This window comes from Chitinophaga caseinilytica (assembly GCF_038396765.1).
In the GTDB taxonomy this organism is placed as follows: Bacteria; Bacteroidota; Bacteroidia; order Chitinophagales; family Chitinophagaceae; genus Chitinophaga; species Chitinophaga caseinilytica.
Window position 1 is genome coordinate 6,395,473 of record NZ_CP150096.1, and the last position, 25,226, is coordinate 6,420,698.

Annotated in this window: 31 protein-coding genes; 17 read left to right on the forward strand and 14 right to left on the reverse strand. The window is 54.6% G+C overall.

Annotated elements, in window-relative coordinates:
* Nucleotides 1-28: 28 nt before the first annotated feature.
* Nucleotides 29-409 (reverse strand): VOC family protein, encoded by a 381-nt coding sequence (locus WJU22_RS26660; RefSeq protein ID WP_341841171.1) that lies wholly within the window; start codon nucleotides 407-409, stop codon nucleotides 29-31.
* Between the two features lie 213 nt (nucleotides 410-622).
* Between WJU22_RS26660 and WJU22_RS26665 the strand changes: the two genes are divergently transcribed.
* Together WJU22_RS26665 and WJU22_RS26670 are read left to right on the forward strand one after the other, a co-directional pair.
* A complete protein-coding gene (locus WJU22_RS26665) occupies nucleotides 623-1,249 on the forward strand; it encodes a TetR family transcriptional regulator C-terminal domain-containing protein (protein ID WP_341841172.1) in 627 nt (208 codons plus the stop codon).
* Nucleotides 1,250-1,257: 8 nt separating this feature from the next.
* Nucleotides 1,258-2,598, forward strand: a complete 1,341-nt coding sequence (locus WJU22_RS26670) for an AarF/ABC1/UbiB kinase family protein (protein WP_341841173.1) — start codon at nucleotides 1,258-1,260, stop codon at nucleotides 2,596-2,598.
* A gap of 49 nt (nucleotides 2,599-2,647) precedes the next feature.
* Here the strand turns inward: WJU22_RS26670 and WJU22_RS26675 are convergent, their stop codons facing one another.
* From WJU22_RS26675 to WJU22_RS26685, 3 genes are all read right to left on the reverse strand, one after another.
* Nucleotides 2,648-3,709 carry a hypothetical protein gene (locus WJU22_RS26675; protein ID WP_341841174.1) on the reverse strand — a complete coding sequence of 354 codons (1,062 nt, stop codon included), beginning with the start codon at nucleotides 3,707-3,709 and terminating at the stop codon, nucleotides 2,648-2,650.
* A 76-nt stretch (nucleotides 3,710-3,785) separates the two neighbouring features.
* Nucleotides 3,786-4,814 carry a class 1 isoprenoid biosynthesis enzyme gene (locus WJU22_RS26680; protein ID WP_341841175.1) on the reverse strand — a complete coding sequence of 343 codons (1,029 nt, stop codon included), beginning with the start codon at nucleotides 4,812-4,814 and terminating at the stop codon, nucleotides 3,786-3,788.
* Nucleotides 4,811-5,749, reverse strand: a complete 939-nt coding sequence (locus WJU22_RS26685; RefSeq protein WP_341841176.1) for a geranylgeranylglycerol-phosphate geranylgeranyltransferase — start codon at nucleotides 5,747-5,749, stop codon at nucleotides 4,811-4,813. The genes WJU22_RS26680 and WJU22_RS26685 overlap by 4 nt, the downstream gene beginning before the upstream one ends.
* A 220-nt stretch (nucleotides 5,750-5,969) precedes the next feature.
* Here WJU22_RS26685 and WJU22_RS26690 point away from each other — a divergent pair, with 220 nt between their 5' ends.
* From WJU22_RS26690 to WJU22_RS26720, 7 genes are all read left to right on the forward strand, one after another.
* Nucleotides 5,970-6,647: an NUDIX hydrolase gene (locus WJU22_RS26690; RefSeq protein WP_341841177.1), complete on the forward strand. Its 678-nt coding sequence runs from the start codon at nucleotides 5,970-5,972 to the stop codon at nucleotides 6,645-6,647.
* 2 nt (nucleotides 6,648-6,649) lie between these two features.
* A complete protein-coding gene (locus WJU22_RS26695) occupies nucleotides 6,650-8,164 on the forward strand; it encodes a nicotinate phosphoribosyltransferase (RefSeq protein ID WP_341841178.1) in 1,515 nt (504 codons plus the stop codon).
* 11 nt (nucleotides 8,165-8,175) lie between these two features.
* Nucleotides 8,176-8,736: an RNA 2'-phosphotransferase gene (locus WJU22_RS26700; protein ID WP_341841179.1), complete on the forward strand. Its 561-nt coding sequence runs from the start codon at nucleotides 8,176-8,178 to the stop codon at nucleotides 8,734-8,736.
* Nucleotides 8,730-9,572: a ribose-phosphate diphosphokinase gene (gene prs / locus WJU22_RS26705; RefSeq protein ID WP_341841180.1), complete on the forward strand. Its 843-nt coding sequence runs from the start codon at nucleotides 8,730-8,732 to the stop codon at nucleotides 9,570-9,572. The genes WJU22_RS26700 and prs overlap by 7 nt, the downstream gene beginning before the upstream one ends.
* A 14-nt stretch (nucleotides 9,573-9,586) precedes the next feature.
* Nucleotides 9,587-10,276 carry a GNAT family N-acetyltransferase gene (locus WJU22_RS26710; RefSeq protein ID WP_341841181.1) on the forward strand — a complete coding sequence of 230 codons (690 nt, stop codon included), beginning with the start codon at nucleotides 9,587-9,589 and terminating at the stop codon, nucleotides 10,274-10,276.
* A gap of 115 nt (nucleotides 10,277-10,391) precedes the next feature.
* Entirely contained in the window at nucleotides 10,392-10,559 is a 168-nt protein-coding gene (locus WJU22_RS26715; RefSeq protein WP_341841182.1) for a hypothetical protein, read from the forward strand.
* A 24-nt stretch (nucleotides 10,560-10,583) separates the two neighbouring features.
* Nucleotides 10,584-11,711 (forward strand): DUF692 family multinuclear iron-containing protein, encoded by a 1,128-nt coding sequence (locus tag WJU22_RS26720; protein WP_341841183.1) that lies wholly within the window; start codon nucleotides 10,584-10,586, stop codon nucleotides 11,709-11,711.
* Between the two features lie 82 nt (nucleotides 11,712-11,793).
* On the opposite strand, the gene WJU22_RS26725 is transcribed toward WJU22_RS26720, so the two are convergent.
* Together WJU22_RS26725 and WJU22_RS26730 are read right to left on the reverse strand one after the other, a co-directional pair.
* Nucleotides 11,794-13,269: an IPT/TIG domain-containing protein gene (locus WJU22_RS26725; RefSeq protein ID WP_341841184.1), complete on the reverse strand. Its 1,476-nt coding sequence runs from the start codon at nucleotides 13,267-13,269 to the stop codon at nucleotides 11,794-11,796.
* 177 nt (nucleotides 13,270-13,446) lie between these two features.
* On the reverse strand, nucleotides 13,447-14,250 hold the full coding sequence (locus WJU22_RS26730) for an aminoglycoside phosphotransferase family protein (protein ID WP_341841185.1): 804 nt from the start codon (nucleotides 14,248-14,250) through the stop codon (nucleotides 13,447-13,449).
* Nucleotides 14,251-14,321: 71 nt separating this feature from the next.
* Between WJU22_RS26730 and WJU22_RS26735 the strand changes: the two genes are divergently transcribed.
* A complete protein-coding gene (locus WJU22_RS26735; RefSeq protein ID WP_341841186.1) occupies nucleotides 14,322-14,774 on the forward strand; it encodes a DUF4265 domain-containing protein in 453 nt (150 codons plus the stop codon).
* On the opposite strand, the gene WJU22_RS26740 is transcribed toward WJU22_RS26735, so the two are convergent.
* Complete coding sequence (locus tag WJU22_RS26740; RefSeq protein ID WP_341841187.1) at nucleotides 14,775-15,995, reverse strand: hypothetical protein; 1,221 nt, start codon at nucleotides 15,993-15,995, stop codon at nucleotides 14,775-14,777.
* A gap of 87 nt (nucleotides 15,996-16,082) precedes the next feature.
* Nucleotides 16,083-16,427, reverse strand: coding sequence for a DUF488 domain-containing protein (locus tag WJU22_RS26745; protein WP_341841188.1), 345 nt, complete (start codon nucleotides 16,425-16,427; stop codon nucleotides 16,083-16,085).
* A 75-nt stretch (nucleotides 16,428-16,502) separates the two neighbouring features.
* Between WJU22_RS26745 and WJU22_RS26750 the strand changes: the two genes are divergently transcribed.
* Nucleotides 16,503-16,943, forward strand: a complete 441-nt coding sequence (locus tag WJU22_RS26750; RefSeq protein ID WP_341841189.1) for a YqgE/AlgH family protein — start codon at nucleotides 16,503-16,505, stop codon at nucleotides 16,941-16,943.
* Here the strand turns inward: WJU22_RS26750 and WJU22_RS26755 are convergent.
* A complete protein-coding gene (locus WJU22_RS26755; RefSeq protein ID WP_341841190.1) occupies nucleotides 16,940-17,224 on the reverse strand; it encodes a hypothetical protein in 285 nt (94 codons plus the stop codon). The genes WJU22_RS26750 and WJU22_RS26755 overlap by 4 nt on opposite strands.
* 157 nt (nucleotides 17,225-17,381) lie before the next feature.
* Between WJU22_RS26755 and WJU22_RS26760 the strand changes: the two genes are divergently transcribed.
* Both WJU22_RS26760 and WJU22_RS26765 read left to right on the forward strand, forming a co-directional pair.
* The gene (locus WJU22_RS26760) at nucleotides 17,382-17,738 is read left to right on the forward strand and encodes a hypothetical protein (RefSeq protein WP_341841191.1); all 357 of its coding nucleotides are present in this window, start codon (nucleotides 17,382-17,384) and stop codon (nucleotides 17,736-17,738) included.
* A gap of 58 nt (nucleotides 17,739-17,796) precedes the next feature.
* Nucleotides 17,797-18,408, forward strand: coding sequence for a hypothetical protein (locus WJU22_RS26765; RefSeq protein WP_341841192.1), 612 nt, complete (start codon nucleotides 17,797-17,799; stop codon nucleotides 18,406-18,408).
* A gap of 83 nt (nucleotides 18,409-18,491) precedes the next feature.
* On the opposite strand, the gene WJU22_RS26770 is transcribed toward WJU22_RS26765, so the two are convergent.
* Nucleotides 18,492-19,946 (reverse strand): T9SS type A sorting domain-containing protein, encoded by a 1,455-nt coding sequence (locus tag WJU22_RS26770; protein WP_341841193.1) that lies wholly within the window; start codon nucleotides 19,944-19,946, stop codon nucleotides 18,492-18,494.
* 87 nt (nucleotides 19,947-20,033) lie between these two features.
* Entirely contained in the window at nucleotides 20,034-20,297 is a 264-nt protein-coding gene (locus WJU22_RS26775) for a hypothetical protein (protein WP_341841194.1), read from the reverse strand.
* Nucleotides 20,298-20,487: 190 nt separating this feature from the next.
* Between WJU22_RS26775 and WJU22_RS26780 the strand changes: the two genes are divergently transcribed.
* Complete coding sequence (locus tag WJU22_RS26780) at nucleotides 20,488-20,883, forward strand: DUF2809 domain-containing protein (protein WP_341841195.1); 396 nt, start codon at nucleotides 20,488-20,490, stop codon at nucleotides 20,881-20,883.
* A gap of 52 nt (nucleotides 20,884-20,935) precedes the next feature.
* Here the strand turns inward: WJU22_RS26780 and WJU22_RS26785 are convergent, their stop codons facing one another.
* Nucleotides 20,936-22,342 carry a radical SAM protein gene (locus tag WJU22_RS26785; RefSeq protein ID WP_341841196.1) on the reverse strand — a complete coding sequence of 469 codons (1,407 nt, stop codon included), beginning with the start codon at nucleotides 22,340-22,342 and terminating at the stop codon, nucleotides 20,936-20,938.
* Between the two features lie 106 nt (nucleotides 22,343-22,448).
* Between WJU22_RS26785 and WJU22_RS26790 the strand changes: the two genes are divergently transcribed.
* Genes WJU22_RS26790 through WJU22_RS26800 form a run of 3 tightly spaced genes read left to right on the forward strand, consistent with a single transcriptional unit; the run spans nucleotide 22,449 to nucleotide 24,119 of the window.
* Entirely contained in the window at nucleotides 22,449-23,015 is a 567-nt protein-coding gene (locus WJU22_RS26790; RefSeq protein WP_341841197.1) for a hypothetical protein, read from the forward strand.
* A complete protein-coding gene (locus tag WJU22_RS26795) occupies nucleotides 23,012-23,428 on the forward strand; it encodes an ADP-ribosylation/crystallin J1 (RefSeq protein ID WP_341841198.1) in 417 nt (138 codons plus the stop codon). Before WJU22_RS26790 ends, WJU22_RS26795 begins: the two co-directional genes overlap by 4 nt.
* 10 nt (nucleotides 23,429-23,438) lie before the next feature.
* Nucleotides 23,439-24,119, forward strand: a complete 681-nt coding sequence (locus WJU22_RS26800) for a class I SAM-dependent methyltransferase (protein ID WP_341841199.1) — start codon at nucleotides 23,439-23,441, stop codon at nucleotides 24,117-24,119.
* 1 nt (nucleotide 24,120) lies between these two features.
* On the opposite strand, the gene WJU22_RS26805 is transcribed toward WJU22_RS26800, so the two are convergent.
* Nucleotides 24,121-24,453: a hypothetical protein gene (locus tag WJU22_RS26805; protein ID WP_341841200.1), complete on the reverse strand. Its 333-nt coding sequence runs from the start codon at nucleotides 24,451-24,453 to the stop codon at nucleotides 24,121-24,123.
* A gap of 102 nt (nucleotides 24,454-24,555) precedes the next feature.
* Entirely contained in the window at nucleotides 24,556-25,119 is a 564-nt protein-coding gene (locus tag WJU22_RS26810) for a PsbP-related protein (RefSeq protein WP_341841201.1), read from the reverse strand.
* Nucleotides 25,120-25,226 lie beyond the last annotated feature (107 nt).

The following is a 25,226-nucleotide window of genomic DNA, read 5'->3' on the forward strand; positions in this document are numbered from 1 at the left end:
AAAAGGGCGCCGTACAAGCGCCCTTTTTTTATGCTTTCACCTGGAACAACGGATTGTAAATCAACCCGATGATATTGCCCCACGGATCGGTTACCGTGGCAACTTCGATGGGGCCGCCCACGTTCTGCGGTGCGGTATGCGAAGTGGCGCCGAGCGAAAGGAGGAAATCATACGCTTCGCGGACGTTTTCCACACCCCAATAGGTTTCCACGCCGCCGGTGCCGGGATGCGCCTCCCCGGGCGCCAGCGGATGAACGCCCAGTTCGTAGCCGCCGATCTCGAAGCCCACGTAAAAGGGCTCGTCGAAATAGGGATCGGTCTGAAATGCTTTCCGGTACCATTCCTTGCCCGCGGCAACATCGGGTACGCGGTAAATGACGGTCCGCAGACCAGCGAATCTTTTTTGCATGTATTCCGGTTTGTTCCAATATTACAATTCTTTCCCGTCCCGGCCTTTTGGAAAAAATTAACAATTCACGTCAAACCCTCACCCCGCTTCATTTCCCTCCACATTCCGAAAATTTTTTCCACATGGTTTGATGGGCGTATCGATTGGTGCCGTAATTTTGCTTCATAACCCGTTCCTCCCCCTTCGATTCATTTTCTTAAACCGAAAAAGATTATGGAAAAACAATCCATTCGCGATGCGTACAAGCGTTACTGGCTTGAAAATGGCCAGGCGCCTGTTTCCGTGTTCGCACTCTGCAAAATCCTCGATGTGCCGGAGGCGGAATTCTACCAGTTTTACAGCAATTTCGAAGCCCTGGAGGCAGATGTCTGGCTGGATTATTTCCAGCGCACGCTCGACCAGCTGAAGGGCGATGAAACCTACCAGCAGTATTCTTCCCGGGAAAAGCTCCTCGCTTTCTACTTCCTCTGGGTGCAACGCCTGAAAGACGACAGGAGCTACATTCTCCAGCAATACCGCCGTTCGCAGCTGCCGCTCAGCCAGCTGGGGCAGTTGTCGGATTTCAAAAAGGCGTTTTACGAATACGCTTCCGGCCTCGTGAAAGAAGGCTATCTCACCGCCGAGATCAAGGAAAGAAAGTACATTTCCGACCAGTACGTGCACGGATTCTGGGTGCAGGCCCTGTTCGTCCTCAAATACTGGATCGGCGACAGGAGCGAGCAATTCGAACTGACGGACGCGGCCATCGAAAAGGCCGTAAACCTGAGCTTCGAGCTCATCCATAGCAATACGATCGACAGCCTGATCGATTTCGGTAAATTCATGTTCACCCGGAAATAGCGACCGCCATGAAAGAACAACAACACCTCCCCACCGGCAAAGTGGAGCGGGCCGGCCGCTTCGTGACCACCGGGCTGAAAGTGGGCACCAATTATATCAAACATTACACCCGCAAGCTCATGGACCCCTCGGTTTCCAAAGAGCAGCTCCATCACGACAATGCGGAAGATATCTACGATACGCTCAGCCACCTGAAAGGCAGTGCCCTGAAAGTGGCGCAGATGCTCAGTATGGACCGTGGCATGCTGCCAAAGGCTTATTCCGACAAGTTTGCCATGAGCCAATACAGCGCGCCGCCACTGTCGGGGCCGCTCGTGGTAAACACGTTCATCAAAACCCTCGGCCAGCCGCCCTCCCAGCTTTTCGACAAATTCGAACTGAAAGCGTCCAACGCCGCTTCCATCGGGCAAGTCCACAAAGCGGAGAAAAACGGGAAGCCCCTCGCCGTGAAAATTCAATATCCCGGCGTAGCCAGCAGCGTGAAATCCGACCTCCGCATCGTAAAACCCTTCGCCGTAAGGATCGTGGGCATGAACGAAGTGGATATGGACAAGTATTTCGAAGAGATCGAATCCAAACTCCTCGAAGAAACCGATTACCAGCTGGAACTCCGCCGCTCGCGGGAGCTCAGCGCCCGGTGCGCCCACATTCCCAACCTCGTGTTCCCGGAATATTACCCGGAATGGTCGTCTGACAGGATCATCACCATGGACTGGCTCCACGGCAAACACCTGAAAGAATTCCTCGCCACCGATCCCTCACAGGAAGTCCGCAACAAAATCGGACAGGCGCTGTGGGACTTCTACCAGTTCCAGGTGCATCACCTCCGCACCGTTCACGCCGATCCCCACCCCGGCAACTTTTTGCTGCGTGAAGACGGCACCGTCGGCATTTTCGATTTCGGCTGTGTGAAGGAAATCCCCGAAGACTTTTACGTCAACTATTTCCACCTCACGGATAAAGACATCCTGGCCGACGAAGCCCGCCGCCGCGAGATTTACGCGCAGCTCGAAATGATCCATCCCAGCGATACGGAAAAAGACATCGTTTTCTTCTCCGGCCTGTTCCAGGAAATGATCCGCATGCTCACGCTTCCCTTTACCGTAGCGCATTTCGACTTCGGAGACGAAGCTTATTTCAACGAAATCTACGCCTACATGGATTATCTCTATAACCTGAAGGAAGTCCGTGAATCGAAAGTAGCGCGCGGCAGCCGCCATTCGCTGTACATCAACCGTACCTACTTCGGTTTATATTCCCTCCTCAGCGATCTCAAAGCGCAGGTCAACACCAGCCGCGAAAGGATCGACGAGCTCGGGAAACAGGAATGGGATTCCGATCTCCGGTAACGATAACGCATTGTGAAACAAAAATCCCCCTCGCGCGAGGGGGATTTTTTTATGAACGTAACGCCTGCCTGACAAGGTGATGCTGCAATAGCAACACTTTGTTATACGCAGGACAACGGTAGTAATAACTGATAAGATGGTACCCGGAAAACGCCTTCTTCCCGAAATCGGGCAGCAGCGAATTAAACCCCGCCACAAAAAACACGAAATCCCCGTCCGTATCCACTTTCGACAGGTTGATCTCCGCTGGCCGCTCTCCCAGCCACAAGAGCGATGTGGACAGGATGACGCGGTCCATATCGTCGTCAGTAGCGGCGAGAAGCGCCTTTGCGTCGGCGGCGAGTTGCGAACGGTGCTGCGCCAGCTCTGGTACAGGATACCGGCCGATGAGCCGCGCAAAATGGTAGATCAGCACCGGGGAACGCGCATAATGCGGGGAAATGTAGGCCGGGTGGGTCATATACTCACGGTTGCGGATGAACGAATCCAGGAGTTGAACGGTAGCGCTGTCGTACCGCGAGCCCGCCATCCCGTAATGATGCATGAAGTACAGCGTGTTCGCCAGTACACAGGCGTCAAAATCGATCGGCATGCTTTTGCCGAACCAGGTGGAATATGCCGGGATATGCCGGTATTTTTTGAAGGTATTGCGGATGCCGTAGCTGACCGTGTTGGCATGTTGCTCCATCAACGCCTTCGCGGCACGGGCGGTGGCAGAATCCGCTTCCATGGCCATTAACAGGATCGATGTATCGTCGATATCGTCTGGCAGGGAATGCCATTTTTTGAACAGGTTCAGGAATCCGGAATTCGGGAAAACCATGCTGGGATTGGTCCGCCAGAAATTGTAAGTACTGCGGCCCGACTTGTTGCGGAATTTCGGGAATGATGCGCAGGCGCTCGTCCGGATTTCGTGGCAGGTGGCGCTGTCGGGGCCGGAAAAATTCCCCTGCAATTCCCCCAACGTCATGGCGATGAGGCCGGAGAAAAACACGTTATTGTCGTGCTTCATTTTGCCGTCCGGCGCGCCATAGTAGCGGTGGCTGGGAAACATGCCGGCATAGTAGAAACTGTCGCGGTCAAATTGCTCCGCGGCGATCTCGTGCAGCATGCGCGTGGCAAAAGTATCCCGCTGGGCTTGTGCGCTAACCGTTATTGTCAGGAAAAAAGTATCAATAAGCGAAACGTCATGCGGGGATGGGTTTGGTGGATGAAAACAGGCGCTGTCCATCGCGGCACTGCTGGAAAGTGTAGCGCATGCAATGCCAGATGTTGGCGGGTTTCTCCATATCCACGATCAATGCTTTGCGCGGGAGAGTTTTGAGGTCTGGCAGTTGCGGCGCGGCGCCCTGGATGCGGCGAAGCCGCGCAACGGCCATGTCGCTGAAGGAACAGATCGCCATCATGTTGAGGAGGAACGCGCGCTTGCGGGATTTCGGCACCGGAAGCGTACCGATGATTTCCATCATTTCCCGCACCTCGGCCGACAGGAATGCATGGAACGCTTGCGCGTCGGTCATTTTGTTGGGCAGGGTTTGCACGCCGGCCTGAATGTCTTTCCAGATATCGAACAGATCGTTGGTGAGCTGGATGATGCCGCCGATGCGGTACCAACAGCTGCGTTCGGCTTCGGAGGCGTCGTGGTCGAGGTAGAAGTGGCAGAGGAGCACGGCATATCCGCCTTTTTCCAGCGTGATGCGGAGCAGTTCTTCTGCGGACATGCGCTCGGGGCGCGACTGCTTCCCGGAATCCACCTGGGCGCGGAAGAGGCCGCGGGCGGCCTGGTCGTAGGCGGCGCGGTGGCGGACGAAGTTGCGCAGCGCCAGGTGGCAATGCAGGAACATTTTTTCCTCGATGCGGCGCGGCTGGAAATTTTCGGGGACGAAGGAAATGGTGTCGAGGTCTTCGGGAGAAAGCTCGTTGCGGTCCACGAAATCGTCGAACGCGCCACTGCAGATGAAATATTGGATGAGTCGTTCCTTTTCCTCCAGCGTGGCTTTGCGGCCGCGGAGGGCGGTGAACGCGTCGATGATCATGGGTTGGTAGATGCTGTAGCTGACGATCACTTTGCGGCGGGCTTCTTCGGGCATGCGTCCTCCGAATCGGGCTTCCAGCTTTTTAAGGAGCGCTTCGGCGCGGGGGGCTTCCTTCCTCCTTTCCGACATGATTTCCCACACCCTCGCCCCTACGCTTCCGCCAAACTGGAATATGTTCATAAGATCATAAACTGGATGAACAACATCGACAAAATGCCCGTCAGCATCACCAGCTTGATCCAGGTGCTGAGCCGGTGGTAATCCTGTACCGCCCGGGCGCCGAAAACTTTCAGCAAAATCCAGCCCAGGGGCAGGATGATGAGGCAGATGGAATAGAGCGACAGCATGGAAGTGGTACTTCCCTGCGCCCAGAGAACAGGTTGCAGGGCGGCCAGCACGCCGATGAGGCTGAACAGGGCCACCGCCACGATCCAGTGGGCGGTGCGCGCTCCCAAAACGATGGGCATCGTTCTGCCGCCGTACCGGCGATCGCCTTCGACGTCTTCCAGGTCTTTCACCAGCTCGCGGGCAAAGGAAAGGATGAACGCGAAACCGGTATAAAGGATCGTGTAGATCGTCATATAGCGGAGGGTTTCCGGGAAAATGCCGCCGGCACCGCCCTCCATGAGCGCGAGCACGGGAACGGCGGAAGCGGAAATCCCCGCCACGAGGATGTTCCCGATGAGAAAACGTTTCTTGAAGAAAGCGGAATAAAAATACAGCAATACGATACAGGCGAAAATGCAATACAGCGGCGCCCATCCGCCCAATTGCCAGCTCACCGCGCAACCAAGCCCCGCCGCCATCACGTTCATCAACACATAAGCCGCCAGCGCCCCGCCCCTGCTGATGCCGCGGGTTATGAAAACTTTATCGGGCTTGTTGACCGTGTCTATCCCCAAATCGAAATAATCATTGATCACATACCCCGCCGCCGCTACCAGCATGTACGCCGCCGTGATCATAAAAAAAGCGGTCGCCCCCACTTTGGGCGCCAGGCCTGCCGCCTTCAACAGCGGCACGATCACGCAATACTGGAACAACCACTGGGTAAGAAAGATAATTACGAGGTTCGGCCATCGTATCAACTTGAAAAACAATACACAACACTTCATGTTTCAGGTGATAAGGTTATAGGTCCATTCTACTGATGCTCAAAGGATATGCGCTGTCCGTTTTTTGTTGCAGGCGATTACATTCACATCCGGCCCGAAAATTACTCAATCCCAATCATCTATACAACAACCCGGCCGGCGGCCAGGTTTCGCCGAAAGAAAATATTTGGCCGTCTGGAATTTATTGCCGTTGTTTGTGTCAAATTAACACAAACGAAAAATGTCCGACTTCCACTCATATCAAAACCCGGCATTAACGACCGACCTCGTGGTTTTCGGCTACCAGGGCAAAACGTTGTCGGTTTTATTGTTGAACCGGAAATCGGAACCGTTTAAAAACGGCTGGACGTTGCCCGGCGCGTTCGTAGGCCTGCAGGAAACCTTTTCAGAAGCGTGCCGCCGCATTCTGGCCAGCAAGCTCGGTCTGCCGTCCATTTACCTCGAGCAATTATATACGTTCGACGGGCCGCAACGCGATCCCCGGGGCCGCGTAGTGTCTGTCGCCTATTTCGCGCTCGTAAGCCAGGGCAAACTGAATGCCGTGGCCGGCCAGATGGCCAACGACGTGCGCTGGTTCCCCGTCAACGAAATCCCTGAACTGGGGTTCGACCATCGCTTGATATTCGACACCGCGCTGGAGCGCCTACGCGCCAAGATCCGCTATCAGCCGGTAGGCTTCGAACTGCTCGACGAAAAGTTTACCATGCCCGAACTGCAGGACCTTTACGAAAGCATCCTCGGCTTCCCCATCGACCGCCGCAACTTCCGCCGCAAGCTACTCGACGTGGGCTTCGTGCAACCGACGGGCGATAAAACCGAAGGCTTGCAGCATCGGCCGGCCGATTATTATACATTTAACAAACAGCTGCACCCACAGCATTTTCATTTAAATCTGTAATTATGAACATCGCTCCCATCCTCCTCAAAGATGGTTACAAAGTTGGCCACAAGTTCCAGTATCCCGAAGGCACGACCCTTGTTTACTCCAACCTCACGCCCCGCAAATCCCGCGATGCCGATATCCAGGAAGTCGTTTTCTTCGGCATGCAATATTTTATGGAGGAATATCTCATCCGCCAGTTCAACGAACACTTCTTCCGGCTGCCGAAAGCGCAGGTGTTGGAGATGTACGCGCGGCGGATGGACAATTATCTCGGTAAAGACAGCATTCCCTACCAGCACATCGCCGACCTGCACGACCTCGGATATCTGCCGTTGGAAATCAAAGCTTTGCCGGAAGGGACGCTCGTACCGATGCGCGTTCCTTTCTTTACCATCCGCAATACGAAACCGGAATTTTTCTGGCTCACCAATATGCTGGAAACGCTCCTGAGCGCCATTCTATGGAAGCCTTCCACATCGGCCACCACGGCGTTCCGCTACCTCAAAACCTTCACCCGCTTCGCCCGGGAAACGGTGGGGGAAGACATGGGATTCGTTCCCTGGCAGGGCCACGATTTCTCTTTCCGCGGCATGAGCGGTGTGGAAGATGCCCTGCTCAGCGGCGCCGGCCACCTGTTGAGCTTCGCCGGAACGGATACCATCCCCGCGATCGATTTCCTGGAGCAATACTACGGTGCCGATAGTACGAAAGAATTGGTGGGCGGCTCCGTTCCCGCTACGGAACACAGTGTGATGTGCATGGGAACGGAGGACGCGGAGATCGAAACCTTCGAAAGGCTCATCACGACAGTATACCCTGCCGGCATCGTTTCCATCGTGAGCGATACCTGGGATTTCTGGCAGGTGATCACCGACTTCCTCCCCAGGCTGAAAGATAAAATCCTGGCGCGCGACGGCAAAGTGGTGATCCGCCCCGACAGCGGCGATCCGGTAAAAATCATCGCCGGCGACCCGGACGCTCCTGCCGGCACGCCCGAGCACAAAGGCGCGATCGAATGCATGTGGGAGATTTTCGGTGGAACGATCACGCCGCAGGGCTACAAACTCCTCGACGGGCATATCGGCCTCATTTACGGCGACAGTATTACCACCGAACGCCAGGAAGCCATCCTCGGTCAGCTGAAAGCCAAAGGGTTCGCCAGCTACAACGTGGTGCTGGGTATCGGCAGCTTCACTTACGAATACGTTACGCGGGACACGTTCGGCTTCGCGATGAAAGCCACTTACGGCGAAATCAACGGCGTTGGCCGCAGCATTTTCAAAGCCCCGAAAACCGACGACGGCACCAAAAATTCCGCCAAAGGCCTGCTGCAGGTGTTCACCGACCCCGCTACCGGGAAACTCGCCCTGAAAGACGAGTGCACCTGGGACGAGGAGGCGCAGGGTGAACTGCAGACAGTGTTCCGCGACGGTAAAATCACCCAATCCCATACCCTCGCCGACATCCGCGCCCGCATCCAGGCCAGCCTGGAAAAAGAACTCGCGGCCAGCGACGCGGCCGTGCTGGCTTAACCCGACACAACATGCAACACGATCCTTACAAACATATCAGTAAATTTCTCAGTCTCGTTCTCCGTCACCAACCCGAAAAAATCGGCCTCCGGCTCGATGTGCAGGGTTGGGCGGAGATCGGGGAACTGATCGAAAAATCCGCCGCTTCGGGCATGCGCTTCACCCGGGAAGAGCTCCTGGAAACCGTGCGCACCAACGACAAGCAGCGGTTTGCCCTTAACCCTGGCCAGACGGCCATCCGCGCTTCGCAAGGGCATTCGGTAGCGGTGGAACTGGCGCTTCCGGTCATGACGCCGCCCGAAACGCTTTATCACGGCACCGTGGAGAAGTTTCTCGAAAGCATCCGCAGTGGTGGATTGCAGAAGATGAAACGGCAACACGTGCACCTCAGCGCAAACCTCCAGACCGCCGGCCAGGTGGGCGCCCGCAGGGGGAAACCCGTGATCCTGAAGGTCCGCAGCGGCGATATGCACCGCCGGGGCCATATTTTCCACATCAGCGAAAACGGCGTCTGGCTCACCGATGCCGTTCCGCCCGAATTCCTCGAACCTTTTAACGACGCCACATGCTGACGCTTCACCTCATCCATCCCGAAAAATCGGACATCCCGGTAGAAACGCTGCGCTTCCCCGACGGGCAGCCGCATCTGAAGATCGACACTTCCGCCATCGCCCTCATCGAGCGGCAAACACCGGTCCGCATCCTGACGAGGCTCAACGACGGGAACGATCTGCTCATGCTCCTCTTCGCGCAGCAAGCCCTTTCCCACCTCGAGTTCCGCGACGTCCGGGCAGATATCACTTACCTTACCGCTGCACGGATGGACCGTGTCATGCGCCCGGGGGAACCGTTTTCCCTGAAGGTGATCGCCGCGGTACTGAATGCCGCGCAGTTCCGGAAGGTGCGCATTTTCGACCCGCATTCCGAAGTGACCACCGCGCTCATCGACCGGGCTTATGCCGTGGAAAACCACCGGTTCATGCGCGATGTGCTGGAAGATTACAATACGCGCCGGCCCGGGGAACACATCGTGCTGGTGTCGCCGGACGGCGGTGCGCTGAAGAAAATCTATTCGCTCGCCAAGTTCATCGGCACTACCGACGTGGTGGAATGCATGAAAACCCGCGACGTGAAAACCGGTGCGTTGTCTGGCTTCAAAACCAGTGCGGAAGACCTTTCCGGAAAAACCTGCATCATCGCCGATGATATTTGCGACGGCGGCGGCACATTTGCCGGAACGGCGAAAGTATTGAAAGATAAAGGCGCCGCGCGCGTGGTGCTGGCCGTGAGCCACGGTATTTTCAGCAAGGGAACTTCCATCGAATACGTAGACGAAATCTATACGACGGATTCTTTCCGCGAAGTGCCGGACGTTCATTGCTTTGCCGCGGAGCGATATTTCCATTAACGTATCTTTGCCGGATGCAAAACCCAATCAAACTGCACATGCTCGATAACCCGGCGTGGCATGCGCTGAATGGCCCGCAGCTCCACCTGGCGAAGGTTTCCGGCGGCGGCGCGCGGTATTTCCCGGAAGTGGTGCCGTTTGCCGCGGTGGCCAGGCCGGATGAAAGTTGTGCGAAAGAACTGAACGGGCTCCTGGTGCCGGGGGAAACCTTTTTTCTCATCGGGGAACTGCCGCCCCTGCAGCCCGGGTGGCAGATCAAACATCAGCTGCCCTGCCTCCAAATGATCAGCGAACGCCCGCTGGAAGCACCCGCTCCTTCCACTCCCGTTTCCGACCTTTCGCCGGCGGAGGCGACGGAACTGTACGACCTCGTACAACTGGTGCAACCCGGCTACTTCATGCCCGAAACCTGGCGCATGGGCCGCTACACCGGCATCCGCGAAAACGGGCAACTGGTGGCTGTTGCCGGGGAACGCATGCGGCTGGACGGGCTCTCCGAACTCAGCGCCATCTGCACCCACCCGGACTTTACCGGCCGGGGGTACGCCGGCCAGCTGATCGCCGGGCTGGTGGCCCGCCAGCGCGCGGAAGGCATCACCCCCTTCCTGCATGTGGCCAGCCACAACGAACGGGCCATACGCCTGTACGAAAAGCTCGGCTTCGTCACCCGGCGCGAAATCACCTTCCACCTCCTATCGTGTTAATTGTTAAGAAATAATGAAGCTGTAACCTTTCCCCGACAACCGCCGTTTTACCCTCATAACGGTGCCGTTGCCTAGTGAGGATGCCTCTTCATCATTCTTTAACAAAACACGTTTTATGAAATTGCCAAAAGTCCTGATCGGCGCCATCATCGCCGGCATCGCCATCCACACCCTGCCTTCCTGCTCCAAAGACAATGACGTAACGCCCAAAGACAAAAAGGAAGCGGAAAAGAAGAAACAGGAAAACAACAACTTCCCCTGTCCTGCCTGCGGCATGGGCTGATCCTGACCATCCAAACCGAATTACTTGCCCCGTTTACTATCTACCGTTGCCTGCAACCTGGACCCCCAATTGCTGGGAGCCTGCCTGCCGCTGTTCGAGTCTGGCGAAGCCGACGCCATCGAGTGGAGCTTCGACGCGCTATACCGCCTCAACGAATTGCCCGAATGGTTTCATGGCTTGATCGGCGCTTTCAGTGAAGGCGACCGCCTCATCGGCCACGGCATTTTCTTTTCGTTGTTTTCCGGGAAATGGCACCCGGAGCAGCAAGCCTGGCTAAAGGAGCTCGCTTCCATCTGCGACCGCTACCGGTTCGATCACATTACCGAGCATTTCGGGTTCATGACCGGCCAGGATTTCCATCACGGCGCGCCGCTCAATATTCCGTATACCGCGGCAACGTTACGCATCGGGCAAGACCGGTTGCAACGGATCGCGGAGGCTTGCGGGCGGCCGGTGGGCCTCGAAAATCTCGCGTTCTCGTATTCGGCCGATGAAGTGCGCCGGCACGGGGATTTCCTCGACAAACTGCTGGCCCCGGTCAATGGATTTCTCATCCTCGACCTGCACAACGTGTACTGCCAGGTAGAAAATTTCGATATCGATTTCGATACCCTCGCCGCCATGTACCCTTTGCACCGCGTCCGGGAAATCCATATTTCCGGCGGCAGCTGGGAACCTTCGGCAGACGGCTCCCATAACATCCGCCGCGATACCCACGACGACGCCGTTCCCGAAAAAGTTTTCCAGTACCTCGAACGCATCATCCCCCAATGCCCGCATCTCCGGTATGTAGTGATGGAACAACTCGGCGCCGGATTGCAGACGGAAGCCTGTAAATCCGCCTTCCGCGCAGATTTCAGGCGGATGGCAGACATCGCCGGGACGTGGAACAATCCTGCGGCCGACGAATCCATCCACCCCTTCACCCCGCCCGCTTCCCGCCTGCAAAGCGTTCCTGCCGAAGACCTGGCCCTTCACCGGCAGCAAACCGAACTGTCTTCTATTCTCGAAAACGCCGCTTCGCTGGAAGATGCGCTCCGTTCGCTGAAAGCCTCGTCGCTCGCGCAAACCGACTGGCAGGTAGAGCAATGGTCGCCGTACATGGTGGAAACCGCGATGCGCATCGCCCGGAAGTGGATGAAAAAAGATTAGACAATTTCCCGGTCCGTAACATTCGAACAGGAAAAAGCCTCCCGGCAGTGCGGGAGGCTTTTTCATATCCGGTCAGCCGAAACTAGTTGCGGAAGCGGAATTCAAAGAAACGGCCCCTGCCCGTCCAGCCATACACTTTCCCGTCGATCACCCCAACATGCTGGATGGTAGACGTAATGTTTTCCTGGAGCACCATGCGCCAGGGGCTTGCCACGGCAGGATCGTATTCCCACACCCGTTTATTGATGACGAAATAAGCTTTGCCGTTCAGCGAGAAGGAAGGTGTTTTGAATCCGGACGACTGTCCTGCGTCAGGAATGACCGGCAATTCCGTCAACGTGCCACCAGCGCCGTTCGCCGTGAATTTATAGATGGATTCTTGCTTGCTGGAGGTTAGGGTTTTCAGTGCCCTTCCGATGATGACGTCGTTGTTCAGCACCACGGCAGCGCCGGCGGCGATCTGCGCGTAAGGCACATCCACGGCTTTGGTCCAGGTATTGGTGGCGGGGTCGTAATTGTAAATGTGTTTTTCGCCCAATCCGCCCGCGGCATAGCATTTATTACCGACGGTAAATGCGAATCCCATCATTGCATTGTCTTTCGGATACGTTGCGATCGGCTGAATGGCGTCATTGGACGGGTCGAACGACCACCATTTCCCGTGTTCGCTATCCGGACTGCCGTTGCCCATGTATACCATATTTCCCAAAACGGCTACAGAAAGGAAACTAATAGGCGCAGGCAATTTGCCGGTGATCTCGCGCACCTGCCAGCCTTTGTCAGCAGCGGCCGGGTCATAGAAATAATAATACACCCGCTTGTCGGTACCGCCGATATTGGTGAAGCCCCAATACAGTTTTTTGTTGTAGGTGAAAGACGCCCCGTTCGTGAAAATATTGGCGGGGGCGGTGTTGAGCGGCTCCGGCAGCAGGTGCCAATCCGCATATTTACCGGTTGCGGTGACGGTGAAATCCTGGGCGGACGTAAAGGTTTTGCCGTCGCGTTCCACCACGATCCTGTGTTTGGTAAGCCCGGTATGGTACGGTATCTTGAACTTGATCTGGCTGGCGCTGGAAGAAATGACCATTCCCTCGATCCCGTTGATCGAGACGATCGGGGAAAGCGGGAAGTTGGCGCCATTGATGGTGACTTCCGTACCGAAAGGCCCTTCCAGCGGTGTAAACTCCGCGATGCCGTCGGGCAGCGGATCTACGGTAAAGCTATTGGCGGAAGTAGCGGATTTGTTGCCATTTTCCACCTTGATCTTCCCGGAAACCGCGAGGTAAGGCACTTTGAATTTAAGCGTTGTGGCCGTAGCCTGCGTTACCACCATCTGATCGGGCCCGAGGAACAGTTTGTTGTCGGGGATGTTGGTGGAAAAATTCTTCCCGGTAATGGTCACTTCCGTGCCGGGAATCCCGTGGCCGGGCGTGAAGCCCGTGATCTCGGGCTGCTTGCTGTTGTTGAGGTCGATATCGACTTTGTCCTTCTTTTTGCAGGACATGATGGTGGTCAACAATACAGTAAACATCAAAAGCAGATGGTTTCGCTTCATCATTTGAGGTTGTTTTTGGGTTTGGGGCGCTCTTCAGTTTTGTCAGCATCCGAAAAAAATAGCAGTCCCCGGACTCAGGAACTGCTATGCTGCTGTGCAAAATTACATCTTAAAACGGCATTCCGTAGAAAATATTACAACTGGTTATCTGAACTGACGAATGTGCTTCCCCAAGCTGCATTACCGGTTCAATTCGGCCATCGCCAATGTACCGACGGCGAGGTCTGTAGCGGCATCGGCCTCCAAATTATCTTCGATGAACCACACGGCCGAAAGCGCCGCCCAGGCCACGATCCATTCCAGCAAACGCCGCCGTTCGATACCGGTTTCGCTGCAAACGGTTTGCAGCCGCTGCTGGAATGCTGCGGGCGCTGAAGCGATGGACAGGTCTGGGTTGCAGAAGATGTTAGCGAAATCGAAGGCACGGTCGCCATGGAGTTTTTTGGGATCGATGGCGAGCCAGCCTTTTCCTTCGAAATCCAGCACGTTTTCGTGATGCAGGTCCCCATGCAGGACGCATTTTTCGACCTCCTCCGTCACCAGGCGGCGCGCGAGCTCCAGGCCGTGGGCAATACTACCTCCATATTTATGCCCATGCGCAAACAAATCCGCGAACCAACGGTCCATCGTGATCATCCCTTCCGGCGGCGGTTTGGGAACGGCATGCAACTGAAGCGCCGTGGCACAGAGGATTTTGGTGGCGGCATCGTCTGCCCCGTTCATAGCCATGGTTTTCAGGTTTCGCGGGCCGGTGGCACGCTCCATCAGCAAAGCTTCTCCGTTATGCGCCAGCACTTTTGCGGCGCCATGCCCGTTCCACCATACCATAATTTCGTTCCCGAGCTTCTCGTCCTTTTCCACCGCCACCTTCAACATGGCGGGAAGGCCTTCGTGCAATACCGGCAGCAATCGGCTGCTGTGCGTGATGACCGGTTGCCCGTCTTGCTGCAGTTGCCATTGGTCCTGATAATATTGAAAATCCATATCGCGATTCATTTATGTGTATAAAAACGTAATTTCCCGTTTTTTTGATGGAGTCGACACATTCTACGCACATGCCTCACGTTTCGCTGCAGCTGTATTATCACAGCGATGTTACCGGCGATGAAACCGCCGAAACCGTACTGGCTTTGCCGGTAGACGCCACGAAAGGATTTTACCGGATAGACGGGATCCCTTTCTACGCGCCGGGCCTCGCCTGCGGCGATGTGGTGCAGGCCACGCCCGACAAACCCGGCGCCCCGCTGGTGTTCCGCCGTTTGCTGTCCGCTTCGGGCCATTCCACCATCCAGGTGTTCGTGATGGACGATGTGAACGATGCGGCCATTCTCCGCGAACTGTTCCAGGACCTCGGCTGCGCAACGGCCAGCACCGGTTCGGGGTATTTCGTGATGGATGTGCCGGTGCATGTGGATTACGTGCCCGTCAAAAAGCAGCTCGACGACTACATGTTCGGCGGCATCCTCGATTACGCGGAGCCCTGCATTTCCAACCGTCACCAGTACTGATCATTCCCATCCATCTTTCACCCAGTACCTGACATGGCTGACCATCCCTGAGCCGATGTTCCAGGTGAAAACCGTGGCCGACATTTCCTGGACGACCATCACTTCCCATTCCAGATCATTGATTTTCCTGGCATACTGATGTGCGGGAAAATAACCGTTCCGTACCACCACTTTCAACAGGTTCCTGTTCATTTCGAAAAAAGGGAACGCCGCCGCATCGATGGCTGGCGCCCATTGCGCGGGGAATACGTTGATGGCGGAATGTAACACGGAGTCGGAATATTGCAGGAGCGCATCGCCCGGCTTCGTTCTTTCGCGGAAGGCGGCAGGCATGGCGGGCGGAGCTTCCAGCCGGGCCAGCTGTTGCTGAATAGCGGCGCGGTAGCTTTGCGTGTTTGCCTTGCGGAAGTTCCGCAGCATCGTTTGTTTCTTTTCCAGATCTGCCCGGCTTTCGATGGAAGCGCCCGGGCGGTAACTGTTCCAGATTTCGGTAAACGCATCCGCCAGCAAATGGTCTGCACTTTCACTGAAATGGGCGGGCGTGGGCGTCCAGGTAATTTTTGCGTATGCGGGATCGCTGAGGCGCGTGCGCGCGATGGGCTGCACCATGCCGGTAGCGAGATCGAATTGGAAAGTGAAGGCCATCATCCGGTCGGCCGCCCAAACCTGCCATACCGCCGGGGTCATCCGCTTCGTGTAAATGCGCATACCATACCAGGCCCGTGCGGCGAGATGTGATTTGCGGCCGGAAGGGTTTTCGTCGTAGGCAGACATCGTCATGAACCCGAAAACGATTTGTGCCAGCGCATGCGGGTCGAACACGCGGAAGAACGCGGGTGTGAGCAGATCGAAATTCCCTTCCATCTCCGCGATATCTTTCCTGACACCGGCCGAATCCCACTTGATGCGCAGGAGCCCCTGCGGCGGGGGCGCGTACATGGCAAAGCGGACGTACCGCAATTGCGTGTATTCTTCAGCATGGTCTCCGAAAAACTTCCGCAACGCGATCACGAACGCATCGTTGCGATACTGTTGGAAGCGGACGGAATCTGGCGCTGCAGCTACTTTCTCCAGCATGTTTTCGTATGCGTTATAATTTTCCCGCTGTGATTCGATGAACCGGTCGATGGTAGCGATCCCGGATTTTTCCTGGAAAGCGGGCACGTTCTGCGCGAAAGCCATGCAAGGCAGCAGCATGACCGCCCAAAGCAATCTTTTCATGTAAGCATGGTTAACAGGATGCAAAATAAGGGATTTGGCGGAAGGGAGGTTTGTTTTCCGCGGCAGCTGCTGCGTGGATGAATGTACTTAGTGTTTGGACAACAGTTCCTGCAGCACGATGGCCTGGTTGTGCTGCTCGTCGCGCGCACCGTAGAGCAGGGTTACGGTTTTGTGTTTACGGATTTCTGGGAGGAGCGATTCCACGGCGCCGGAAGCTTTCAGTTCCGCGCGGTAGCGTTTCTCGAATTCGGTCCAGTTACCGGCATCATGATGGAACCATTTCCGCAGGTCGTTGGACGGGGCTACGTCTTTGGCCCACAGATCGATGTGCGCGTTTTCCTTTTTGATGCCGCGGGGCCAGAGGCGGTCTACCAGGATGCGGAAGCCATCGGTTGCCGCCGGGGGCTCGTAGATGCGTTTGGTTTTGATCATATCTGTAAAACGTTGTGCGATGTCAAAAGTTTCATGAAAGCCACTGGTTGTGCGAAAGCGTGTTACCTTTGCCATATGCAAGCGGGTCAATTCATCAGCAGTACGCCGGCGCTGGAAGGCACTGTTTTCGAAAATACGGTGATTTTCATTGCCGAATATAACGATAAGGGCGCACTCGGCTTCGTGACGAACCAGCCGTTTTCGCGGGGGCTCAACGAGCTGGAAGAATTCAGGCATGGGAAAGCGTTCCCGTTGTACCTGGGCGGGCCGGTGGACCAGGAGCACCTGTATTTCGTGCATCGCCGGGCAGATCTCATTGCCGGGGGCGCGGAAGTGGATGGAAAGGTCTTCTTTGGCGGGGATTTCAAAACGACGGTGGCGCTCATCAACCAAAACCTCCTCACTGAGCGCGACGTCCGCATTTTCATCGGGTATTGCGGCTGGGATAAAGGGGAACTGGATGCCGAGATCGCCGAAGGCAGCTGGAACCTGCTCGAAGCGGCCACGCTTTTCTAAACCCGGAATTCCCATTTCCCATCATGCCTGTCTACCAGGCGGAATGCAGCGACAACGCCATTTTCCACGGCGGTTACCGTCAACAGGAAAGTTTCCTCCCGCGCAAAATTATACGTGATTTCCAGTATTTCCTTTTCACCCTGCAATGCGCATTTCCACGTTCCTACCTTCTCCCATCCTTCCCCTATCCAAACCATGCCGCTGCCCCGCGATTCCGGCGAGAACCGGAGGCGCTGGCCGGAAAGGGCATCCTTGTATTCCGCAGTTGAAAATGGCAACATGATTAGGGTCATTTCTTAATGCATGATAAATTACAAAAATATTTGAATATCAATGCGTAAGGAACTTTTCTTTTACGGAAACCGGACAATAGCGGCGGCCCGTCTGGCGTTAGATTTGCGATAGTAACCATATCCGCTCCACATCAAAACCTCCATCATGCCGAGCAGCATTTCCATCCTCATTTTGTCTGCCATTGTGCTATGCAGTTGCAACGGCGGCATGCGGTCAGCTTTCCAGCGGAAAGAACGGGTGTACCAACCGCCCCGGCTTGGCGCGGAATACCGGTTCGAAGACGGGCTCCGGCGGCAGAAGCACCCGCAAAACCTCTGGAGCAAAAAGGAACGGAAGGAAATGGAAAAGATGGGCCGTTACACCCCTAAAACTACCGATGCGCCCAGCACCCGCATTTCGCCCCTGCAGGCAGACAGCCTCCTCACCGGTAAAACCCGCGATACCACGCAAAACACTACCACCGCGCCCGCCGATACCGCGCAACGGAAACAGGAGCCCTGATCCCTTTGCCAATCCCCTCTTTTATCGTATCATTGAATAAATCCCTATCTCCCGGCTTATGACGATCATCCTCATCATCCTCGCCATCCTGGCTGTCATCGCCGGTTTGCTAGGTTTTATATACTTCAGGCGCCTCCGGCAACGCCGGCAATTTGTCTATAAAAAAATGCAACGCATCGCCAAACTGGTGGAACAGCTGGAAAACGGCCGGGAGCTCGATTCCCACGACGTGCTGCCTTTCGCCGCCAATCCCGCCACGCGGGTGATGACCTTTGCGCTGCTGCATAATTTCGACCTGAAATATCTCTTCCCGCAAAACCTTTATACACAGGCGAAAGCCGCCGAAAGCCACCTCGCCAACTGGCTGGAATTCCCCACGGAGCTCGATGCCTTCCCCGATGAAATGGAACATCTGCAAACCCAATCCATCGACGTTGACGGGCATGGGCAACAGTTCGTGCAATATGAAGTTTTCAGGTTCCGTATGCGGCCGCCACATTGGGCCGCCGATAAAGACTGGATGCTGGGTGTGGCGGGACCGTACTTCCCCGGCGGCGAGCCCTACGATCATCCGCCCGCTACTTTCAGCCGGCTTACGCAGCAGGAAGACGGGGTTTCTCCCGAAGAAGAAGTGCGCTGGGTGCATGCGCATATTTACGCCAGATCGTAGGTCAGGATACTGCAAAAGACAGGCCGTAGACGACAGCAGCCCGCTTTGAGGAGCGGGCTGCTGTTGATATATCGTATATGGATTTATGGCTGCACGATTATCTGCTTGCTTTTCCAGTCTTTCCCGCTGCGTAACTGGATCACATAAACATCAGGCTTCAGATGGCCGATGTTGATGCTGGCCTGTTTCTGGCCCGTACCAAATTTGCGCTGCATGACGTTGTTGCCCAATTTGTCGGTGATACGTACTTCTTCGATCTGCCGGGAGACAGTTACACCGTTTTTGCTTTTGGCCGCAGGCTCGGTCAATTGCAGCATGATGTTGCTTTTCGCAGGATTGGGGCTTACCGTGAAATCCAATGCTGCAAAGCAATCCAGTATCTCTACTGGCATGGAGACGCCCCTGGGGGTACAACCGGCTTTACCGACACGGCAAAGTACAGAGGTGGGGCCGGACCCTGATCCCCACAACACCCTGATCTTGTAAGTGCCTTGTCCGGATTGTATGGTCCCTCCGCCGACGGTCCAATTGTAGGTGATACCAGCAATATTGCCGACCGGATCTACCCAGTAAAAGCTAGTGCCATCCGGACAAACTTCCTCGTCCCCTGACACTGTAAAACCTGCAAATCCCACGGATATATTGAACGTTTTAGCGACAGTTCTACCGCAATCATTTACCGCATATACGGAAACTACGGCATCGGTATAGGAATTGGTGGGTTCCTGCAGTGTAACGCTGGTGGAAGTTGTTTCTACGATGCCCGTTTGTCCGTTGATCTTCATCGTGGGCTCACTGCAGCTCCAGACGTATTTGATCGCATTCGGGTAAGGTTGCAGTTCTACTGTGCCGGCCTGGTTTACGCAGAGGTGACCGATGCCCGTTACAACCGTCGGTGCGGGCTGGCTATCGTCGGGCGATCGGGTGATGTTCCATGTGTAGGAAGAAGCAGGTACGAGCGCGCACACGCTCTGGTAGCTTACCTTTACATAGCCACCATTATTATTGGTAATATCATAGTTGGCATTCATGTAATAGCCAGCTCCGAGAGGCATTTCCGTTAAATAAGCATTCAGTATTGGCCAACCGGTATTGGTCGTCCACTGGACGGTGCTGAACTTTACATTACGCCCTCCGGATACTTTAAAAACCTGAGACCCTCTTTTCGTGCAGATGATGGATTCGTTTGTTGATGTCGGCCCTTCCATCGTTTTCACTTCTATTGATTCTAGTTTCTTAGGCCCGGAGGAACCGCCGGGACAATTAACATTTGCAACAATTGTGTACCATGTGCTCGGGCTCGTATTGGGAAATTTAACATCGACGTATCCGGTGTTGATTCCGCCACGGATAATCTCCACAGTTCCAGGTCCTAAAGTTCCCCAAACGACGCTCGTTGTGCAGGTGGAGCCGTTCAACTTATACCGATAGATTTCTCCGGGACAGGGATTCTGCTCCCCCGAAACTGTTTGTGCTTTTAGCAAGGATTGGGAATAAATCAGCAGGATTCCGCAAAGGGTTAATAGAATTGTTTTCATAGTTAATATAAATTTGGTTCAAAAATAATTTCCTGGATCAATGGGTTTCTATAATTGGCATTCAAGTGATTGGGTTTTCAAATAAACTCAGGCATTCCTGGTGCGCCTCCGCGCCAGCAGCACCCTGAAAATGCGTACCGCCAGCGCCAGCAAAGTGATACCGGAAATGAGGGTAAGGCCGCCTATCCAGACGTAGATGAACGGGCCGACATCATGGTAACCAGGAAAAAGCCATTTTACGAGCGGTTCTGAAAGCAATGTGTAGCCGATGGACAATAACAGCCAAACGATCACATAGATCAATACACTTTTACGGATGGAATGGGATTCGAGGGATTCAGGTGCAGACATAGGATGCAGGGTTACGATTTTAAAGATACGAAAAAAACACGCTTCACAAAACACCTCTTCGTGTAGGTTCCCGGATCGGTTTCCATTTCCCGTCCGGTACAGGTTTCCCTCAAAAAAGTAGTTACGCGGTTTACACATTTGGAAATCTCCGGCCATTCACTAACTTTGTATCTCAAAGTACTTTTTAAATATGAAATTCCGTTTTAACGCCGGTTATTTTTGGTTGACGCTGTTGCTTTTCGTGACGGAGGTGCTCATTGCGCTGTATGTTCACGACGATTTCGTAAGGCCTTATGTGGGCGATTTCCTCGTAGTGATACTCATCTACTGTTTCGTCCGCAGTTGCGTGGAGGCGCCGGTGTTTCCGGTGGCGCTGGGGGTGCTGGTATTTTCGTACATCGTGGAGGTGATGCAATACTTCCAGGTGGTGAAGCTCCTGGGCTTGGGACATTCACGGTTGGCGAACGTGGTGATCGGGAATCATTTCAGCTGGTCGGACATGGCGGCCTATACCCTCGGGATCGCCGGAGTGATATTGCTGGAATGGGGATGGAAGCGCCCCGGCGCCGCGGAGCCCACGCGATAAACTGCGCGCAGCCCGGAAGCAAGACCTCCATCCCACCCCATTTCAAACCTCCCTACACCGCAGGCCTGATGGCGCGGCCCCTGGCCTGGACCACTTCCCGGCGCTGCATTTCCAACTGTTCTGCCAGTTGGTTGAGGTCGGTCCGTTTGCTCATGTCTATCGGGGAATTCTTCCTCACCCGTTTGTATGCATAAAAACCGTTCATGAACATCGACATCAGGAATGCGCCCCATCGCAACGTCAACGCCCCGCGAACGATCCTCCTGCATGCGTACCACGGTGAAAATGACTTTTTCCACAGGGCGCGGTGCGCGTTCAGCAGTTGCGCTTCCGATATCTTTTTCGGGATGAACGCTACGTTGTAGCCGTTGTAGAAATTCCAGTTCCTGTTTTCCAGGATGCGGCCTTCCTGTTGCAACGTGGAGTAGATGGGCGTTCCGCGAAACGGGGTCATGATACTGAGGAACGGTACGTCGATACCGATTTCCATGAGCTGGTCGGCCATTTGCACGATGCTTTTTTCGTCGTCGTGATCGAACCCTGCGATGAAACCTGCCATCACGGCGATCCCCCGCTTCCGGATAGCCTTCACTGCCACGCTGTACTGTTCGATCCGGTTTTGCCGTTTGTTCGCATCCGCCAGGCTTTCCACTCCGAAAGATTCGATCCCCAGGAATACCCCGATACAGCCGGAGGCCTTCATGAGGTCGAGCAGTTCGGGATCTTTGGCGATGTCCATGCTGGCCTGTGTGAGCCACCATTTTTTCAGCGGTATCATTTCACGGAGCAGTTCGCGGATGAATGGCCGGCGGATGGTAAGGTTATCATCCCAAAACCAGACGATTTTCCGCTGCCACCACCAGGGAAAGTGGTCGTAGGCCGCATCGCGCACCACGTCTGCCACCGGCCTGAGCCGGAAGCCGGGGTTCAGCGAGGGAACGGTGCAGAAGGAGCATGAAAAGGGACAGCCCCTCGTGGCCTGGATCACTTTTTTGATGAAGAAACGATTGGGCAGGAGGTCGTACCGCGGCGTGGGCAGCGATTGCATATCGCAGGGCGTGCCTTTGTAGATGGTTTTCATTTCTCCTTTTTCCAGGTCGGCGAGCATCGCGGGCCAGGCGCTTTCGGCTTCGCCGGTGACCACGGCGTCGAAATACCCGAGGGCTTCGTCGGCGCAATAGGTGACGTGCGGACCGCCGGCTACGACGACCTTCCCTCTTTTCCGGAATTCAGTGGCGAGTTGATAGGCGGGGATGGCGAAGCCGCTGAAAAACGAGATGGCGATGAGGTCGGCATCGGAGTCTGGCGGGATGGGATCTACCTGTTGGTGAAATACGCGCACCGTATGATGGGCGGGCGTAATGGCGGCGAGATGGATCCCTGTGATGGGCGGTACGAAATCGCGTTCGTGCCCGAATTCATAACGCTGGAGATAGGCGATGATGATGTCTATTTTCATAAACCACCGGCTTTGAGGGTGAGGTAACTTGAACGGTACAAAGATAATTCACTTTGTAATTCAAAGTACTTTTTATTTCGGAAATATTTCCTCTACATTTGGCGTCATGTACATAAAACCTTACCAGGTCGGCTTTGCCGCGTTCCTGGGTTTGCTGGCCATTGTGGTGGGATCGAGCCCGGTCAAGACCGATGCCCTGTTTTTCGGATGGATGTGGCATTTCCCGTTCGTAATGCTCCTGATCGCCACGGGATTGTATCTCGTTTTCAACGTGCACCGGCTCTGGAAGCACCGCAGGGTGGAAGTGCTTTTTCCGTTCATGATCTGCATGATCTGCGTGCTGGTGGTGTTATGGCTGGCGCGGGTGCGTGCATCGCAGGACGCCTCCCCCACGCGCTTCACGATGCATACCGATTTACTGGGGAACGATGGCGGTACTCATTTCGACTTCAAGGAAAACGGCCATCTTACCGCCACGCGCGGCGATCATTGGGTGTTTACATCTTATTGGGGGAAATACCGCCAGCAGCACGACACCATTTCCATTGACCTGCCCGTCGAATTACCGTTCGGCGACAAGGCCGTATTGACCGACAGCACCCTGCGATTCATCGGCAGCGGCGTATCCCTTCCCATTTTCCCGAGCTTGAATTCAGTATATTTGATGAAATGAACACCGTTACCTTATACCGCCCTACAGGACTGAAAGAATTCCTGCTGATCGCCGCGTCGGGTTTCAAGCGTTTTCCGCCCCGGCTTACCTGGCAACCTATTTTCTATCCCGTTTTGAACCAGCCATATGCCGAGCAGATTGCGCTGGACTGGAACACGAAAGACGAGGGCTCCGGTTTTTGCGGGATCGTTACGCGGTTCGATATTACTGAAACATTGTTCCGGCAATACGAAGTGCAGAACGTGGGCGGAGAGATACATAATGAATTGTGGGTGCCGGCGGAGGAGCTGGAGGCGTTCAACGGAGATATCCGCGGAGGGATCGGGATCGTGAAAGTGTTCCTGGGCGAAGGGTACGTTCCGCCCGCCGATACGGAACTGGCGAAAATGCTGGAAGAACTGGCCGTAAGGTAAATTCATCAGGATGAAACAGCTGTCGGAAAAAGAATTGATATGGTCGCCCGTGGTGGCCAACAACCGCATGAACCGGAAACGGAATGCCAGCGGGATCAATAGTTATGAACAGGAGCTTCCCTTCAACCCGGAAACTTTCCTAGACGAGCAACTGGCGCAGCGCGGGCATGCCCGGTGGCTCGACCTTTGCTGCGGCGAAGGAAACGCGCTCCTGCAATACGCGCGGCGGCAAGCGGCGTCAGGGCAACAGGAACGGATGTTGCTTCACGGCGTTGATCTCGTGGATGCATTTCAACCCATTCCGGAAAGAATTACCTGTTTGCAGCTGGAGACCGGTTCGCTGGTAAGCCGGCCTTTCACGGAACAATACGACCTGGTGACCTGTATCCATGGCCTGCATTACATCGGCGACAAGCTACAGGTACTGTTTTCAGCATTGAAAGCCATCGCTCCGCATGGCCGTTTTTTAGCCAACCTGGATTTGAAAAATATCGTGATGGAAGGTGATCCGGAAAACCGGCAACTGAAACAGCTTTTCCGCGCGAACCGGATCGAATATAATGCCCGGAAGCACATCATCGTTTGCAACGGCCCACGTGAGGTAACGCACCCATTCTCATACCTTGGTGCCAACGATGCGGCGGGCGCTAATTATACGGGGCAGGAGGTTGTGGATTCGTATTATGATTGATTTATTCCCATTCCCGCAACTCGATACTTCTCGCACAGGCCCTGAAAACCACATTTAATTCCGATGCATCGCTGAACAAGAAAACCTCCTGGAAATCCGCGATCTCGGGGCGTTTCAGCTGGTGGGAAAGATCAAACGGGTAAGATCCACCGCCATCCTGAATCCGGATGGAATACAATTCATCATTCATTAATCCATCTTTGAACCCAACGATATCGGTTAATTCAAGTACCCATCGATAGCTGATATCTATTTGATGCTGAAAGGTAATGACCAGCCGGTTGCCGAGGAATACTTTCGAAAGGATGAAAAAGTCATCGAGTTTTGTTTTCATGGTTAGTCAGTTGGGCTGAAATGATCGCTGGTCAGATATTTTATGGCATCGGCGGTGACTTATCCTTCTTTGGGTTCTTTCATTGTGATGCAAAATCATCTCTTATCTGCTACTGAACTTCAGCGATTTCGCAATTTTATCGAATGTGGGTTTATGCCTGTCAAAATCTTGGGGCTGTGTACCGGCGGTGAGGATGTAAGCGACGCCTTCTTTGGGAAAAATATAACTGATCAGCTTAGCTTTAACGCCCTGGGGTTCCATCGTATAGATATACCATCTGCCTTCGATACCATGAGCGGTAACATCTCCTTCATCAAGAATTTCCGCACTGGGAATGGCCTGTCTTAACGAAACCATCGCACCGGTAAAGAATTTATCCAAATCCATACCCCGCATATTTTCCGAAATGACGTTGACGTTGGTGTTGGGATCGTCCGGTGTTTTTGGGGCAGTCACAAAGTAATACTCGACTCCCTGGTAAGTTTGACGACTGGTAATCCAGCCATCAGGTATGAAAACGGTGTAGTGGTGCTTTCCGGCATTCATATTTTCGGTAGATGGTACCTTGTCGAAAATCTCTTCTGCGGCTTTTAGGTTCCTGCTTTTGTTGTTGTTGCACGCGGATGCGGTTGCAATGAGAATTATTATGGATAACAGTTTTTTCATGGTATGAAGGGATCGTTTTTGTATTGATTGGGGAAATTTACGGAAAAACATGGGGGATTTGGTAATAAGGTTTTCCGGTAGGGAGCCTATTGTAACTATCCAATGCA

Excerpts from the sequence above, each read along its gene's own strand:
- WJU22_RS26660 (WP_341841171.1), bottom strand. The coding sequence starts at position 409 with ATGCAAAAAAGATTCGCTGGTCTGCGGACCGTCATTTACCGCGTACCC.
- WJU22_RS26665 (WP_341841172.1), top strand. The coding sequence starts at position 623 with ATGGAAAAACAATCCATTCGCGATGCGTACAAGCGTTACTGGCTTGAA.
- WJU22_RS26670 (WP_341841173.1), top strand. The coding sequence starts at position 1,258 with ATGAAAGAACAACAACACCTCCCCACCGGCAAAGTGGAGCGGGCCGGC.
- WJU22_RS26675 (WP_341841174.1), bottom strand. The coding sequence starts at position 3,709 with ATGCTGCACGAGATCGCCGCGGAGCAATTTGACCGCGACAGTTTCTAC.
- WJU22_RS26680 (WP_341841175.1), bottom strand. The coding sequence starts at position 4,814 with ATGAACATATTCCAGTTTGGCGGAAGCGTAGGGGCGAGGGTGTGGGAA.
- WJU22_RS26685 (WP_341841176.1), bottom strand. The coding sequence starts at position 5,749 with ATGAAGTGTTGTGTATTGTTTTTCAAGTTGATACGATGGCCGAACCTC.
- WJU22_RS26690 (WP_341841177.1), top strand. The coding sequence starts at position 5,970 with ATGTCCGACTTCCACTCATATCAAAACCCGGCATTAACGACCGACCTC.
- WJU22_RS26695 (WP_341841178.1), top strand. The coding sequence starts at position 6,650 with ATGAACATCGCTCCCATCCTCCTCAAAGATGGTTACAAAGTTGGCCAC.
- WJU22_RS26700 (WP_341841179.1), top strand. The coding sequence starts at position 8,176 with ATGCAACACGATCCTTACAAACATATCAGTAAATTTCTCAGTCTCGTT.
- prs (WP_341841180.1), top strand. The coding sequence starts at position 8,730 with ATGCTGACGCTTCACCTCATCCATCCCGAAAAATCGGACATCCCGGTA.
- WJU22_RS26710 (WP_341841181.1), top strand. The coding sequence starts at position 9,587 with ATGCAAAACCCAATCAAACTGCACATGCTCGATAACCCGGCGTGGCAT.
- WJU22_RS26715 (WP_341841182.1), top strand. The coding sequence starts at position 10,392 with ATGAAATTGCCAAAAGTCCTGATCGGCGCCATCATCGCCGGCATCGCC.
- WJU22_RS26725 (WP_341841184.1), bottom strand. The coding sequence starts at position 13,269 with ATGATGAAGCGAAACCATCTGCTTTTGATGTTTACTGTATTGTTGACC.
- WJU22_RS26730 (WP_341841185.1), bottom strand. The coding sequence starts at position 14,250 with ATGGATTTTCAATATTATCAGGACCAATGGCAACTGCAGCAAGACGGG.
- WJU22_RS26735 (WP_341841186.1), top strand. The coding sequence starts at position 14,322 with ATGCCTCACGTTTCGCTGCAGCTGTATTATCACAGCGATGTTACCGGC.
- WJU22_RS26740 (WP_341841187.1), bottom strand. The coding sequence starts at position 15,995 with ATGAAAAGATTGCTTTGGGCGGTCATGCTGCTGCCTTGCATGGCTTTC.
- WJU22_RS26745 (WP_341841188.1), bottom strand. The coding sequence starts at position 16,427 with ATGATCAAAACCAAACGCATCTACGAGCCCCCGGCGGCAACCGATGGC.
- WJU22_RS26750 (WP_341841189.1), top strand. The coding sequence starts at position 16,503 with ATGCAAGCGGGTCAATTCATCAGCAGTACGCCGGCGCTGGAAGGCACT.
- WJU22_RS26755 (WP_341841190.1), bottom strand. The coding sequence starts at position 17,224 with ATGTTGCCATTTTCAACTGCGGAATACAAGGATGCCCTTTCCGGCCAG.
- WJU22_RS26760 (WP_341841191.1), top strand. The coding sequence starts at position 17,382 with ATGCCGAGCAGCATTTCCATCCTCATTTTGTCTGCCATTGTGCTATGC.
- WJU22_RS26765 (WP_341841192.1), top strand. The coding sequence starts at position 17,797 with ATGACGATCATCCTCATCATCCTCGCCATCCTGGCTGTCATCGCCGGT.
- WJU22_RS26770 (WP_341841193.1), bottom strand. The coding sequence starts at position 19,946 with ATGAAAACAATTCTATTAACCCTTTGCGGAATCCTGCTGATTTATTCC.
- WJU22_RS26775 (WP_341841194.1), bottom strand. The coding sequence starts at position 20,297 with ATGTCTGCACCTGAATCCCTCGAATCCCATTCCATCCGTAAAAGTGTA.
- WJU22_RS26780 (WP_341841195.1), top strand. The coding sequence starts at position 20,488 with ATGAAATTCCGTTTTAACGCCGGTTATTTTTGGTTGACGCTGTTGCTT.
- WJU22_RS26785 (WP_341841196.1), bottom strand. The coding sequence starts at position 22,342 with ATGAAAATAGACATCATCATCGCCTATCTCCAGCGTTATGAATTCGGG.
- WJU22_RS26790 (WP_341841197.1), top strand. The coding sequence starts at position 22,449 with ATGTACATAAAACCTTACCAGGTCGGCTTTGCCGCGTTCCTGGGTTTG.
- WJU22_RS26795 (WP_341841198.1), top strand. The coding sequence starts at position 23,012 with ATGAACACCGTTACCTTATACCGCCCTACAGGACTGAAAGAATTCCTG.
- WJU22_RS26800 (WP_341841199.1), top strand. The coding sequence starts at position 23,439 with ATGAAACAGCTGTCGGAAAAAGAATTGATATGGTCGCCCGTGGTGGCC.
- WJU22_RS26805 (WP_341841200.1), bottom strand. The coding sequence starts at position 24,453 with ATGAAAACAAAACTCGATGACTTTTTCATCCTTTCGAAAGTATTCCTC.
- WJU22_RS26810 (WP_341841201.1), bottom strand. The coding sequence starts at position 25,119 with ATGAAAAAACTGTTATCCATAATAATTCTCATTGCAACCGCATCCGCG.